At 47.0% G+C, this 14,803-nt stretch carries 11 protein-coding genes; 3 read left to right on the forward strand and 8 right to left on the reverse strand.

Annotated elements, in window-relative coordinates; translation table 11 throughout:
* Nucleotides 1-62 precede the first annotated feature (62 nt).
* On the forward strand, nt 63-1,316 hold the full coding sequence (locus Q5691_RS22105) for an S-layer homology domain-containing protein (RefSeq protein ID WP_333347064.1): 1,254 nt from the start codon (nt 63-65) through the stop codon (nt 1,314-1,316).
* A gap of 128 nt (nt 1,317-1,444) precedes the next feature.
* Here the strand turns inward: Q5691_RS22105 and Q5691_RS22110 are convergent, their stop codons facing one another.
* The 7 genes from Q5691_RS22110 to Q5691_RS22140 all read right to left on the reverse strand — a co-directional run bounded on the left by Q5691_RS22110 (nt 1,445) and on the right by Q5691_RS22140 (nt 8,482).
* Entirely contained in the window at nt 1,445-1,954 is a 510-nt protein-coding gene (locus Q5691_RS22110) for a pentapeptide repeat-containing protein (RefSeq protein WP_333211235.1), read from the reverse strand.
* Nucleotides 1,955-2,046: 92 nt separating this feature from the next.
* Complete coding sequence (locus Q5691_RS22115) at nt 2,047-3,396, reverse strand: LCP family protein (protein ID WP_333347067.1); 1,350 nt, start codon at nt 3,394-3,396, stop codon at nt 2,047-2,049.
* A 14-nt stretch (nt 3,397-3,410) separates the two neighbouring features.
* The gene (locus Q5691_RS22120) at nt 3,411-3,758 is read right to left on the reverse strand and encodes a DUF6717 family protein (RefSeq protein ID WP_015175132.1); all 348 of its coding nucleotides are present in this window, start codon (nt 3,756-3,758) and stop codon (nt 3,411-3,413) included.
* Between the two features lie 421 nt (nt 3,759-4,179).
* Nucleotides 4,180-5,355 carry an aminotransferase class V-fold PLP-dependent enzyme gene (locus tag Q5691_RS22125; protein ID WP_333347070.1) on the reverse strand — a complete coding sequence of 392 codons (1,176 nt, stop codon included), beginning with the start codon at nt 5,353-5,355 and terminating at the stop codon, nt 4,180-4,182.
* 49 nt (nt 5,356-5,404) lie between these two features.
* Nucleotides 5,405-6,010 carry a molybdenum cofactor guanylyltransferase gene (locus Q5691_RS22130; RefSeq protein WP_333347073.1) on the reverse strand — a complete coding sequence of 202 codons (606 nt, stop codon included), beginning with the start codon at nt 6,008-6,010 and terminating at the stop codon, nt 5,405-5,407.
* Nucleotides 6,011-6,246: 236 nt separating this feature from the next.
* Entirely contained in the window at nt 6,247-7,311 is a 1,065-nt protein-coding gene (locus tag Q5691_RS22135; RefSeq protein ID WP_333211243.1) for an anthranilate phosphoribosyltransferase family protein, read from the reverse strand.
* 196 nt (nt 7,312-7,507) lie between these two features.
* A complete protein-coding gene (locus tag Q5691_RS22140) occupies nt 7,508-8,482 on the reverse strand; it encodes a LysR family transcriptional regulator (protein WP_333211244.1) in 975 nt (324 codons plus the stop codon).
* 595 nt (nt 8,483-9,077) lie between these two features.
* On the opposite strand from Q5691_RS22140, the gene Q5691_RS22145 reads away from it, so the two are divergent.
* Nucleotides 9,078-12,506, forward strand: a complete 3,429-nt coding sequence (locus Q5691_RS22145; protein WP_333347076.1) for a PAS domain S-box protein — start codon at nt 9,078-9,080, stop codon at nt 12,504-12,506.
* A gap of 112 nt (nt 12,507-12,618) precedes the next feature.
* Here the strand turns inward: Q5691_RS22145 and Q5691_RS22150 are convergent, their stop codons facing one another.
* Nucleotides 12,619-13,911, reverse strand: a complete 1,293-nt coding sequence (locus tag Q5691_RS22150) for a HEAT repeat domain-containing protein (protein WP_333347079.1) — start codon at nt 13,909-13,911, stop codon at nt 12,619-12,621.
* Nucleotides 13,912-14,139: 228 nt separating this feature from the next.
* On the opposite strand from Q5691_RS22150, the gene Q5691_RS22155 reads away from it, so the two are divergent.
* Nucleotides 14,140-14,772, forward strand: coding sequence for a lipid kinase (locus Q5691_RS22155; RefSeq protein WP_333347082.1), 633 nt, complete (start codon nt 14,140-14,142; stop codon nt 14,770-14,772).
* Nucleotides 14,773-14,803 lie beyond the last annotated feature (31 nt).

Below are 14,803 nucleotides of genomic sequence, written 5' to 3' on the forward strand. Positions count from 1 at the left end.
ATCAGCCTATCAAAAGCTTACTTGTCCTCAATAAAAAAATGTGTAAATTGGAGAATCAAAAAATGTCTGTATTAAATCGCATTAAATGCGGTACATCTGTTTTATTAACCTTGGGAACAGTTGCCGGAACCGCAGCACCGATGCTAATTCCCGCCCCTGCTTTTGCTCAAACAGCTTTTTCGGATGTTAATAATAACTACTGGGCAAAAGATTTTATTCAAGATTTGTCCGAAAGAGGAATTATCAAAGGATTTCCCGATGGCAGTTTTCGCCCGGATGCACCGGTAACGCGGGCTGAATTTGCGGCTATGATCCGTTCGGTGAAAAAGGCAAAAACCCGCGGTGCTGTAAGGTTTGCCGATGTTCCGTCTAATTTTTGGGCAAGCGGGGCGATCGCCGAAGCTTACGAAATGGGATGGATGTCTGGCTATCCCGGCAATGTTTTCAGGCCGACACAGCAGATTCCTCGCGTTCAAGTTGTAGTCGCTTTAAATAACGGCCTGGGCTATGAGCCTACGTGCGATTTTCAAGATGTTCTCAGCTACTATAATGATGCGGGTGAGATTCAAACTTATGCTGTCAAAAGCGTTGCTGCTGCTACTGAAAAACAGTTAGTTGTCAGCTATCCTAATCCTAAATCTCTCAAGCCGAACAAGTCAGCAACGCGAGCTGAAGTAGCTGCTTTTATCTATCAAACATTAGTGAGTACCAATCAAGCAAGAGCAATTAATTCTCCTTACATTGCTAAGATTGATGTTAGCGAGTCTGTTGCTGTGAAAATTCCCAGGGGGGTGACTATCCCCATCGAGTATGCAAAAGGCAAGATTTTGCTCGCCCCTAATGACAAGTCTCCGATTACGCTGACTGTTGCTTCGGATATCACGGGAAGTAATGGCCAAGTGCTGATACCGGAAGGCTCGAAAATTAGCGGCGAATTGCGATCGACTACTTCGGGCGTTCAGTTTGTGGCTCAAGAATTAAGTATCATCAATGGCAGCAGAGTGCCTCTCAATGCCACTTCGCAAGTGATTACTAGGAAAGAAACTGTTACGAAAGGCGTTAATGTTGGTAATCTGGTTAAGAATACGGCGTTGGGTGCAGCAGCAGCGGCGGCGATCGCAGGTGTTACTGGCGATCGGGCGATCGCGACTGAAGAGGTGCTCGGCGGTGCGGGAATCGGGACTTTGATCGGGGTGTTTTTGGGCAGAGATAAAGTCGATTTGTATGCTGTTAATCCTGACACCGATTTAGATTTGCTGTTGAATTCCGATTTGGTAGTTGGTACTGCCAGCACAGGCATTTGTAGCGCTCGATAGAGCCGATACTTGGAAATTTCCTCAAACCCCTCGCCTTGCAGGAGAGGGGTTTTAATGTGTGTATTTTACCTTGCTACAGGTGCATCTAATCAAATAATTAGCCAGGGATTTTCTTTAAGTGTGAATTCCTACGGACATCCCAAACTTTCGCGAGTAGAAACTCCCGTCACGGGATTGACACCATCTGCTTTCTCGCACAGGAGAGTCACTTGATAAGCGTCGATAATCGCGTCAGTAAAATCAGCGCCGGAAATTGCAGCATCAAAAAACCGAGTTCGAGTCATGATTGCCTCGGAAAAATTAGCATTTGTCAAATTAGCGCCGTCGAATGTAACTCTATCTGCCAAAGCACCGGAGAGGTTTGCACCTGACAAGTTGGCATTTAGTAAAACTCCCTTAGTCAAAATCGCATTAGTTAAATCAGCACCTTGAAAATTGGTTCCCCGCATTTCAGCAGCGACAAATGTTCCCCCCGCTAAATCAGAGTTGGAAAAATCGCGATCGGACAAATTAATGTTTGTGTAATTAATATTTGTTTTCGGTAGGGCAAATGCCGGAGTAGCACTCAGCAGCACCCACCCAACAGCCAACACTAAACTTAAAAACAGGCTCAGGAATATTCGGAAAACGCTTTTCATAATGATGGGAATGGGGAATGGGGCATAGTTGACTGTTGACGGTTGACTGTTGACTGTTGACAACTAACAACTGACAACTAACAACTGACTAATTAAAATCGCTTTACCCAATCTTCGCCAACCCGAAGTGTCAAGTCAGAATTAATTTCACCCGTAGAAGATGCTTCTAGTTTACCGCCACCTAACTCTTTTTGCAGTAGATTGGCTGCCTCTAAATCGCCTTGCTGAACAATAATTTGACTTTGACGCTGCTTCTGGGGCGCATCCTGCACTACAGATACATTAAAAAAGCCCTTTTTTGTGAGAAATTCAGCAACGTTTTTTGCGGTTGTCGGTTTGCTAGAAGCGTTTTGGACAGATATTTTGAGGTTTTTGGGCAACAGGGACTCGCTGGGATTGCGAATTCGTCCTTGTTCAAAATCCGGCACGCCCAGGTTCAAATATTGTGTCATAATGCGATCGCGCCCCAGCGCATCTACAATCCAATAACTCCTCAAATCCCCTGTTTCTGAACTAGAACGTCCAGGCAACATTACCATTTTAAAATTATCTCGCTCCAATTGCAAACCGAAATTTGCCAGCGTCAATATTTCCTCATAATTTAGGTTTGTATCCACATATTTTTGCATCAATCGAACAATTTGTGGCAAGCGCACCAATACTGATGGACTTGCGAGGCGGTCCCGAATAGCTTGAATTAAAGATTGCTGCCGCTGAATGCGGCCGATATCTCCTAAACCATCGTTGCGAAATCGAGCAAATTGTTCTGCTTGTTCTCCGTTGAGAGTTTGCCATCCCTGCCCTAAGTTTATTTTTAACTTTTGAGCGGTATCTGTATAGGACATCGCGCGAGGTACAAATACCTCAACTCCGCCCAACAAATCGACTAATTCCTGAAACGCATTACTGCTGACTCGCACGTATCGCTCAATTTTCGTATTGTTCAGCATACTGCTAACCAATCGCGTCGCCAAAGCTGCTCCTCCTCTAGCATTGGCTTCGCTAATTTTGCTGAAGCTAATTCCGGGCTCTTCGACTTGAGTATCTCGTGGAACTGAAAGCAAACTAATAGATTTATCTCTAGGATCGAGGTGCAATAAGAGTATGGTATCGCTGCGACCATCAAAAATCTTAGGGGAATTGGCGACAGCTTCCGGCACGCCGTCAATTCCCAATATCAAGATATTAACTGACCGCGACAGGCGGTATCCAGAGCGGTTGGAGGATAGATAGTCAAAGCCAGTCGCCTCTAATACTCTATTGATAATTGGGGGTTCTACGGGAGCTAAAAGGGCGGTAATTGCCCCCAATGTGGCCGAGATGGCGGCTGTGAAAACTAGGAAAAAGAGCCCCACTATATACAGGAAGAATTTAGGCTTTTTTCGAGATATTTGATCGACTGGTGTAACAAAGTCTCTTTTAAAAATTGACAAGTTTTTCATGGACTTGCTGTTGGTTATTGCAGTTTTTCAGCTTTGCAGTAAAACTTGGGCGGTGCTTCTGGAAAGTATTTGAACATAGCCGGACACAGCCAGCCTTCGAGATTTTTCGATTCCCACCGATACCAGTTACCGCCGTATTCTGCTTTCAACCACAGCATTTCTGCTTGATATCCGGGAAATGGATTGGCTGAAAATAAAAGTCGGAAACCTTGAGCGGCATTGGGAATGTCTGCGACAAGCGCGTTAATCATTTCGGGGACGCCCTGAACAAATGGTTCTCGGACAAGTCCGACTCGCTCGTCGTCAAAAACCCAGGTGTACTGTTCGCGATAGGGGTAAATTACCATCATGGCATTGGACATGGTATTCGCCTCTTTTCATTTCCTTTTTTTGTCTGCAAAAATGCAAGTGTGGATACATTATATTCTGTTGCGCGGAAGTTGTGCGCTATCCGATTTGACAACCCTGTTTTAAATTAGGAATTTTGGCGGGTTATTTACAAACTTTATTCGGTTTGGGCGGATTGGCGAAGTTTAGGGCTATGGGGCTTTAGATCTATTTTTGTGTTTTTTTTATTTTAGGTAAATAGTATTCTAATCATGGAAATAAAGGGGATTACTGGCATGATTTTTACTATTATGGGGCCTATTTGTATAACCTTTACTACGTTTATAGTAAGGACAAATAGTCTGTATTCTCCCAAACTATGAGAACCGACACCCTAACTACAAACCTATAACTATTTGTAGCTGGGTGTGATGTTTCTTTTCGGGAAGCTCACGCTCAAATTCTCGTCAGCTCAACCAGGGCATTAGCTAAATATTGATACTGCGGCAAAGTATTGTATAACTGAGCCGAAATCCTCACCAACTGCTTGCTAGCATCCGGCCAAGGAATCACCGGAACTTCAATTTTAAAAATCTCCCACAGCGCCTCTTGCAAAGGTGGAATTCCTCCCTTTGCAACCACATCAGACTGGGAGTCGGCCAGTGGCACAACAGCCATCGAACCCACCATTTCATCTGGACAAGGTAGCGACAAATCTAATTTGTCCGCCAATATTTTTCTCCCCGCCAATGCTAAAGCATGATTCTTTGCCATCAATTCCGGCCATCCGCCGCTCAACAAAGAACCCATAAAATCAATAGCTACAGGCACGCACAAATAGGGGCTAGGATCGACTGTTCCCATCCAGTCAAATTCTAGCTGAAAGCGCGATTTATCAGCGCGGGGCGAATTAGCACCGTGACTGATTGTAGTTGGCCGAATGGCATCTTGCTTGTCGCGCCGCACGTATAAAAAGCCCGCACCTTTCGGCGCGCACAGCCACTTGTGGCAATTTCCCGTATAATAAGCTGCGCCAATTTCCTCTAAATTCAGTGCTACCATTCCCGGCGCGTGAGCTCCGTCTACCAATACATCCACGCCACGGTTAGCTAACTCGCCCACTAACTGTCTGATGGGAAAAATTAAACCTGTTTGGCTGACAACGTGGTCTAATAAGGCTAACTTTGTTTGCGGTGAAACGCACTTAATTATTGCTTCAATAATTTGTTCTGGTGACTCAATTGGAAAGGGAACTTCTGCTACTATTACTTTAGCGCCTGTACGCTCGGCTACAAAATTAAGTGTGTTGCGACAAGCGTTGTATTCCTGATTTGTAGTTAGCAATTCGTCGCCCGGAGAAAAACTGAGCGATCGCAAAACTGCATTTACTCCCGTCGTCGCATTCGGGACAAACGCCAAGTCATCCTCACTCGCACCGATAAATGCTGCTAACTGATTTCTTGCATTATCCAACAAGGGTTCAAATTCCCGCAGTAAAAAGCGCAATGGTTCTCTTTCTAGTTGTTCTCGAAAAATGGTTTGCGCTTCGAGTACGGGAATCGGACAGGCCCCAAAAGAGCCGTGATTGAGGAAAGTTATATCGCGATCTAGCAACCAATATTGGTTAATCATTAGTAATTAGTAATTAGTAATTAGTCATTAGTCAGTCAACAGTCAACAGTCAACCGTTACTCATTTTACCTTTTAATTGCTCAAACTCTTCTAATGTATTGCAATTGGATAACATTACTGCTTCTCGTTCCCCTACAGGTAGAGGGATTGCGGGGATTTGATTTAACCACTGTTGAAAGGAACGTCCCCCTTTGTCAATAAAACTTTGCAAGCTGGGCAGAGATTGTTGGCGGTAGAAGCCGCACAAAGGCTCCCAGCGCGAATTTTGATAAGGCACAACTGCTAAAGTTGATGGGGGAAATTCGGTTAACTGATTTGCCCAATTCTGAATAATCTGGGCATCCAACAAAGGCAAATCGCAAGCTAACAGTAAAATCCACTCTGCGGCAATTTCTGTCAATCCCTGAGTCAATGCAACCAAGGGCCCGGAGCCCGGATTGTACTCTACCAGAAATTGGGATGTTTCGCTTAAGGTCGATCGATAGCGATCGGGCCAAGCAGTCAGAACATAAACTTCGGGGGTTACAACTGCGGCAACTTCCAACGCACGCTGCAAGAGGGATTTGCCCTCTATTTCCAGTAGAGCTTTATCACTACCCATCCGCGAACTTTGACCGCCGGCAAGCACAATTACGGCAATTTGATGATTAGTCATTAGTTGTTAGTCAGTAGTCAGTAGTCAGTAGTCAGTAGTCATTAGTCATTAGTCATTAGTCAACAGTCAGTAGTCAGCAGTCAGTAGTCAGCAGTCAGTAGTTATCGCAAGAATTGCCTGTTTTGAATAGGCCAAATGCCTGTTCCACAATAATTATTGGAGATCTCTAGTAGTCATTAGTCATTAGTCATTAGTTAACTGTCAACTGTCAACTGTCAACTGTCAACTGTCAACTGTCAACTCAAAACACTAACGGCTTGGCTAACTTCCTCAAGTTTTTGCACTACTTGACCGCGACTTAATAAAGTTTCTGCCTCAATCAAACCAGAGTTTATATCCAAACAAACTCCGCTGCGCCACAGATAAAATCCGCCGTTCCAGATAGCGGACTGCATTAATTCCGATGGTTTTCCCAGCAAAACTTCCTGCATTTGTTTGAATAACTCAGGGGCTGATTCAAAGGCAGGATTTGTGTTGCTAAAACCGTAATCTCCGTGAGCTAAAAGCACTCGTTCAAACTCGGCAGCGGGCTTAGCAATGCCGATAATCGCAGTACGATCGCGCGGCAAATCGCAGCTTCCCTCCAATCCTTTGACTGTGGTATAATTTTTGATTCCCCGCAACTCAAAGGCTTTTTGAAACATACCTTCTGTCGGCGGGTGGACGTAGCCTGATATGACGTTAACGTCGCCGGCACAGGGACACCACATCAACTCCATTGTCGAAAAAGGTGGCCGTTTACCAATTTCGCGGCGGTAGGGTACTAAAGCAGCGGCTTGAGGAAAATGTTTGGGAAGGTAAACAAAACCCAAACCCGTATTGTCAAAAACTTGCTGGACTTTTTCTAAACTCAGTTTTCTCCAGTCAACTCCCAAACCGCGCCAAATTTCAATCAAGGGAATGCCTTCCTTGGTTGGCATGGTATCCCCCCCGTGCATGAGGGTTGGGACGCCAGAAGCGGCTAAAATTAGGGCGGTTATTGGGCTAATTGGAGCCGTGCGCGATCGCCCGTCGTAAGCAATGCCAAACACGGCGACGGTAGAGACGGAAAACCCTTTTTCTCGGTTTGGGGGGGCAAGCATAGGCCCCAATTCTTCATAAGCATCGAGCATTCCGGCTAATTCTTCGCCGGTGGGCCGTTTAATGCGGTGGGAAATCATAAAAGCTCCGATTTGAGCCGGTGTTGCTTCCCCCAGCAGCATCATCCGCGTGGCTGCTGCTGCTTCGGAACGAGTTAAGTTTTCTCCTGTGTGTACTCCGCTGCCAATTTTTCGCAGCAATTCTCTAAATGCGTCACTCATAACTTTTGAAGTTGGTAATTGGTAAGGGGTAATTGGTAGTATTTGAACTGTTTTAAATTTAAATTTCAGAATTATCTATTCAAAATTATCGAATTATACCAGTTCCCTAAAAGAAGGCAATTGTTGGAAATATCCAAACCATTATTTCATCAGTCATTCCCAATCTAAAATCTAAAATCTAAAATCTAAAATGGTATTAACTCCCTGATTTTTCTAGCTTGATTACATCAAGTGGTGGCACAAATTCGCGTACCAGATTCCAAAAATGGGCGATCGGCGGAATTTGCATTCGATCGTGAGTTGTCACCAACACTACTTCGCGAGTCCAAGTAGGATCTGCGGCCAATTGACCGATCGTCGAAACCTTGGAATTTGACCGCTCTTGGGCGATCGACCGAATTGCTAAAGTGCGATCGCCCTTCGCGTCCACCAAAGCTGAATGCGGCAGCAAAGCAATCAACTCTCCCTGTCGCACCACACCCCGAAAAGCATCAAGAGTGTTGAGTTCCAAAACAGCATGAAGTTTAGCACCCATGCGTCCAAATTGTTCTTGCACCATCCGCTGCATTCCGTACCCGTCCTTAAACACCACTTGCGGGTAACAAATCAATTCCGGCCAAGGTACTCGATCGTACTGGGCCAGGGGATGACCCGCCGCCATCAACACCTCGATCGGCTCATTGTAGAGCACCTCAACCAACATTTCCGGGGCGTGAGTAAAATGGCGGTTGTTCATCACCACTGCTATGTCCACCAAACCATCTTTGAGGACTTTCAGAGCTCGATCGCTCCCCAGAGAAGTCACCCGCAATTGCACGTCTGGATAGTCACGGCAAAACTTTTGCAGCACAGGCGGCAAATAAGCAGCGCAAACCGAATGAATCGCAGCCACGCAAAGTTCCGGCTGCTTTCCCGCCCGTAAGTCTCCCAATTCTTCAGCAGCATTTCGCCAAGTCTGACAGATTTTGCGAGCGTGAGGTAGCAGGCATTCCCCTCCCACAGTCAGTTTCGCGTGGGCCGTGCGGTGAAACAGCGACAAACCCACTTCCGCTTCTAATCCCTGCACTTGGCGGCTAATAGTCGATTGGGTAACGCCACACTTCCGGGCCGCTTGCTGAAAGCTACCAGTTTCAGCAACTGAAAGAAATGCTTGAAGCTGCTCTAAGCGCATGGAGGTTTAATTCGAGAGAGATGGTTTCAGAAATTTTACTGGAAGATAATCTGTGACATTAACCGATTTAGTAGCAGAATTTAGTAGACTTTGATACAGGTACAGATTAGTTTTGATTCCGAGGTCAGAGGCGGGGATGCTGCGATCTAAGCATCAATCTGCTGTGGCAGGATTTCTGAGCCTCCAAGTAGAGGTCGATTCTCCTATGTTGAAGGGATTTCTGAATCTGCAAAATTATCAAAAAATAGATTCCATAAAGATGAATTTATCGAATATTGCCAGTTTCTAGCTAAACCGTTTCAATGAACGGCCCTCTAGTAATCCCTTCATCAACAGAGTTTAATTGTTCTGTTTTTCCGTAAGTTGTGAATTCAAAAAATAGCATTTAATTTCGTACCTCCTTGGGAATTATAGTACCTCACTCTCCCTCTACCTCTCAATTAATGTACTAATATTGCAGGCAGGTTAAAGCCTGCTGTGAACTTTCCTCCCCGGACTAAAGTCACTCTTGTTTTCTGTTTTTTTGTGTATAAACTAGAAATTAGCGGGTCAGCAACACAAGTGCAACTAGGATCGATCGCACAGGAAAGCCGAAATGCTGCCATTTATTAAGATTATGTCATTTAACCACAATTTTATTCCTCAAGATGGCTGTTGCCAGTGGCAACCCCAGTTGATGGGACTGCACGCGGTCAGCGATGTGTTAATTGCCTTGGCTTATTATTCAATTCCAGCACTTCTGACATACTATGCCCGGAAGCAGCGAGAGGTGCCTTTGAGCAAGGGGTTTCTCCTATTGGGAGCCTGGTTTTTCTGCGGCGGGACAACTCACTTGATGCAAGTTTGGATGCTGGTGCATCCCAGCGAATGGCTGTCAAGTTCGATCGCCGCCTTAACCGCTATCATCTCTTTGTGGGCTGTAGCGTCCCTGATACCCTCGATTTCTCAAGTGTTGGCTTTGGCTGGGGCGGCCTCTTTACCAGCAAATACGGCGCTGGAAACCCAAAAGGTCGATCGACTGCAAGCCAACTCTGATATTACAAATTCCGTCGCATCCCCCACAACCGAACTCCAGCAAATTAACCAGCAATTGCTTGCAGAAATAACACAGCGCGAGCGAGTCGAGGATCTCCTGCTTGACACCGTAGGCAAGCTGCAAGAAAGCGAAGAACGCTTCCGCGTTTTTCAGGAATTATCTCTAGACGGATTTAACGTGTTTCGCAGCATTCGTGACGAATCCACAATTGTGGATTTTGAATGGGAATACGTCAATCCCGCAGCGGCAAAAATTCAGCAGAGTACCCCGGGCGAATTAATCGGCAAGCGATTGCTGCAAGTGCTGCCAGGCCATAAAGATAGCGGTTTGTTCGACCGTTACGTCCAAGTTTTAGAAACAGGAATTCCCCTCGATACCGAGATTTATTACAACAGCGAAAGCGAAGGCATTGTCGGCTGGTTTCGGATTATGACCGTTAAATTGGGCGACGGCATTGCTATTTCTTTTGGCGATATTACTGAGCGTAAGCAAGTAGAAGCATCCCTGCGCGAGGCGTTGCAAAAACTCACTTCTCATTTTGAAAATACCCCCCTAGCGGTGATTGAGTGGGATGAAAACTTTCATCTCAGCGGGTGGTCACCGGCGGCACAGAAGATTTTTGGGTGGGAATCAACCGAAGTTTTAGGCAAGCATTTTAGCGAATGGAACTTTATTTGTAAGGGCGATTTTGAAGAGGTAAACTCGGTAATTTATAGTTTAAAAAAACCAGAAAATCGGTGCAATGTAGTTCACAACAGCAATTATAATAAGTCGGGTTCGTTGGTACACTGCGAGTGGTACAATTCGGCTTTTTACAGCGATTCGGGAGAGTTGATATCGGTGCTGTCTCTGGTTTTGGACGTGACGGAACGCTTTAAATTTCTGGAAGTGCTGCGACAGTCTGAAGAGCGGTTTCGGATTGCGGCAGAAAGTGCCAGCGATTTGATTTATGAATGGGATATCGAGACTGACATCGTGCTGTGGTTCGGTCACGTAGACGAACATTTGGAGTACGCAAAAGGCGGATTTCCGAGGACAAGAGCAGCTTGGAACAGTATCTTGCACCAGATCGACCGCGATCGAGTTTTGGCGGCAGTCGATCGGTATTTGACTGCGCCAGACAGTTCTGCCGCCCCATTTTTTCAGGAATACCGCGTTCAGTGCCAACGCGGCGGCTTGCTCCACTGGATCGATCGGGGCAAAGCAGTGCTTGACAAACAAGGCAATCCCTACAAATGGATCGGCGTAATTAGCGACATCACCGCTCGCAAAGAGGCCGAAGAACAGCGGAATTGGGCATTGGCGCGGGAACAGGCAGCCCGCCGCGAAGCCGAAGCCAGCGAACAGTTGTACCGCGTCCTCGCTGAAGCGATCCCGCAAATAGTTTGGACTGCCACAGCCGACGGCTGGTTCGACTACTACAACCAGCGCTGGTTTGAATATACTGGCTTGACGCTGGAGGAAACTCAAGGCTGGGGGTGGCAGCTACCTCTACATCCAGATGACGTGGAAGATGCTGTAGAAAGTTGGAAAACCTCGGTGCAGACGGGGAAGACTTACGAGGTGGAATACCGCTTTAAACGGGCATCTGATGGAGCTTACCGCTGGCATTTGGGTAGGGCATTGCCCGTGCTGGACGCTGAAGGGAAAATTCTCAAATGGTTCGGGACTTGTACCGATATTGACGATCGCCAGCGATCGGCCCAAACAGCCTATTTTAACGCTCAAGCTTTGGCTTTGCTGTCGTCAGCTTCCCTGGATTACGAGAAGGCGCTGCAAGGTTTGGCAGATTTAACAGTACCGGGGCTGGGGGATTGGTGCTGTGTGCATTTGCTTGATGCCGACGGCTCGATCCGCTTGCAAGCAGTTGCTCACTCAGATCCGAGCAAAGTCGCTCTGCTGTGGCAAATCGATCGGCGTATGCCACTAGACCCCCAGGGACGGCACGGAGTAGCAAAGGTGCTACGGACTGGTGAGTCGAAGCTCTACCCAGAAATACCGCAATGGGTGATCGAGGCGGTTGTGCCGGACAGGGAACTGCAGTTGGTGCTGCGAGCCCACTCCCAGGTGCTGTCGGCAATCTGCGTGCCGCTGATCGCTCGCGGGCGGACGCTGGGAGCTATTTCGCTGCTGTGCGGGGAGTCGGGCCGCCGCTGCGGGGAGGAGGATTTGGTTTTGCTGGAAGATTTGGCGCGGGATGCGGCGGTGGCGATCGACAATGCGCGGCTTTACCGGGAAGCAGCGGAGGCCAACCGGATTAAAGACCAGTTTTTGGGAACGCTTTCTCACGAGTTGCGGACGCCTCTGAACGCGATTTTGGGCTGGGCGCAGATGCTGCGGCAGCGCAAAATGAGTGCCGAAAAAACGGCTGTCGGTTTGGAGACTATTGAGCGAAACGCGCGGTTGCAGACTCAGATGATTGAGGATTTGCTGGACGTTTCCCGGATTGTCAGTGGCAAAGTGTGTTTGAAGCTGTTCCCGGTGGATTTGGTGCGGATTGTAGAAACGGCGGTGAAGGCGCTGAGCCTTGATGCTGAAGCTCGGGGGATTGAATTGGTGAGTTTTTGTGGCGAAGGGGTGAGCTTGGTGAGGGGCGATGCTACTCGTTTGCAGCAGGTGGTGTGGAATTTGCTCTCGAATGCTATTAAGTTTACGCCGCCGTCGGGTCGCGTGGAAATCACGCTCTCGGAGGAGGGGGAACCGGGAGTGGCGGGTGGCGCCATATTGTCTGGGCCGTCTCCGGTGCACTCTGTTTCGATCGTTGTCAGCGATACGGGAATTGGCATCAGCAAGGAGTTTTTGCCCTTTGTGTTCGATCGCTTCCGCCAAGCTGACAGCACTTCTACGCGCAATTACGGCGGTCTGGGACTGGGATTGGCGATCGTCCGCCATCTCGTGGAACTCCACGGCGGCAGTGTCTGGGCCGAAAGTTCAGGGGAAGGACTCGGATCGACTTTCCGAGTGCGGCTGCCAATTGAGCAGAGTTAAAGTTGTGATTTTTCAGTTATCGAGTTCAAAATTCAATATTTAATTTCTACGTAAGGTGCTTATGGCGCACCCTAAATTTAAATGTTCTCCGTAAATCAGCTCGCTCTTGATTTTATTGCCATTCTTGCAGGGCGATCGCAATTCCCTGTTTTAATCTTGGTTCGAGATTGTCTTGCTTAACTAAGCTTTCTAATTTCTGCCTAGCCTCGGCAGCACCTAGCTGTTTTAACGCTGCCATGCAGTGTAGCCTGACGCTGCTGTCTGCGTCGCCCAACATTGAAATCAGAGCATCTAGCCCTCTCATATCTCCTAATTTTCCTAAACCTAAAGCTAAAGATTTTTTGCTAACTGCCTCCTGCACGGCCGGATGACCGGTTTTCAGCAAATCAATCAGAATTTCAGCAGCAGCAGCTTTTAATTCCGGCTTTTCTACTCGCCCTAAAACAGTGACTATCTCTTGACAAACAGTATAATTTATGTTAGTAAATTGCGCCATTAATGTATGATGCAAATATGCTAAAGCGGTTGCAGTTTCCATCCAGCTTAGGGCGCGCACAGTTTCGATTTGCAATTCAATCGGAGTTGTGGGCGATCGCAACAATTCAAATAAAGCAGCCGCTGCAGCATCGGTTTTTACTCGCCCGATCGCGATCGCCGCTTGCTGACAAACTTCTAATCGGATGTCCGAAAGCAGAGGTTTGAGCAAGTTAACTAAATCTAATTCCGCATCTAAATACGCGCGCACCCCAAGAGCTCGCACGGCTTCTTTTCTGACTGCTGTTGCCGGATCTTTGAGTGCTGCTACCAGTATCGGGGGGATGCGGGAGTCGTGAAAACTGCTCAGGGCATCGATTGCGTGCGCCCGCACCGCAACTTGAGAGTCTGCGACTACGCTCAACAGCGGTGGGATAGTTTCGGTGCGCCGAATTTGGGCGAGTGCTGCTGTGGCAAACTGTCGCGAGTCTTCTTGGAGTAGGAGAGTTGCGAGGGATTCTATGGCTGTCGGGCCGAAATTCCCTAGGGTTTGGGCGGCGATTTGGCTCAATTCTTCGTCGGAATTTTTGACCAATTCTACTAAAGCTTGAATCACTTCCGGGCGATCGAACTTTCCGAGAATGCGGGCAGCGAACCACCGGGGCTCCGTGTCTGCGTCTTCATCTTCGAGTACGGCAATTAAAGGTGCGATCGCGCCATTTCCCAAATTGGGCAATACTTTAGCAATTTCCCAGCGGTCTTGAAAATCGCCCCATTCTAAGGCTTCTATTGCTAAACTGACAGCTTGCTCTAAAATGTGTTGTTCCTGCGGCTTGCCGGCTTTGGCTGTCACTTGCTGCAAGCATTCGACTAACCCCGGCCAGTTTTGGCGATCGGCAGCGACTTGCGCTTTTTGTAAAATATTATACATGATTTTAAATTAAGTTCGATCGAGAAGCAAGGTTTTTTGCTGCTAGGTCAGAGCGGGAGGGAACTACTTTGTACGAATCTTTTGCTACAATTATCCATTTTTTAACATTTTTGTCAATCCATCATAACTGGTAAAATGGAAGTAAAGCATTAATTTGATGTAGTTAAGGCATCAATCTATACTTTTTGTAATTTAAAATACGCAATATTCCTAATTAAAAATTAACAAATGAAGAAAGCTCTACTTTTAGTAAACCAGCACTCCCGAAAAGGGCAAAAGCTATTATCTCAAGCCACTGTAGAATTAGAAACACTGGGTTTTGAGTTAATGGTAGAATCTACCGACCACGCCCACGAACTTTCCGACACTATTCGCCACTACCAAAATCGAGTCGAATTAGTAATAATTGGCGGTGGCGACGGCACTCTCAACGCCGCCATAGAAGGTTTGATAGACACCAAGTTACCCCTGGGTATCTTGCCGATGGGAACAGCTAACGACCTAGCCCGCACTCTGGGGATTCCTACAGATTTATCAGCAGCTTGTCAAGTAATTGCCAGCGGTAAAGTTCGGCTAATAGACTTGGGTTGGGTTAACAGCCAATATTTTTTTAATGTTGCCAGTTTGGGACTAAGCGTGGAAATTACCCAGCGCCTGACTAAAGACGTAAAGCAGCGCTGGGGAGTGTTAGCTTATGCTTTTACTGCTTTGCAGACAATTTTTTCAGCGCGACCTTTCCGAGCACAAATTAAGATAAAAAATCAATCTTTTAATGTTAAAACTATTCAAATTGCCATTGGCAACGGCCGCTACTACGGCATTGGTGACAAGTTAAGGAAAAAGGGAAATTGTCAAGGGTAGTATTTGCATGGGTCTGGGATCGTGGGAAACT

The organism is Microcoleus sp. w1-18aA5 (assembly GCF_036701705.1).
GTDB lineage: Bacteria > Cyanobacteriota > Cyanobacteriia > Cyanobacteriales > Microcoleaceae > Microcoleus.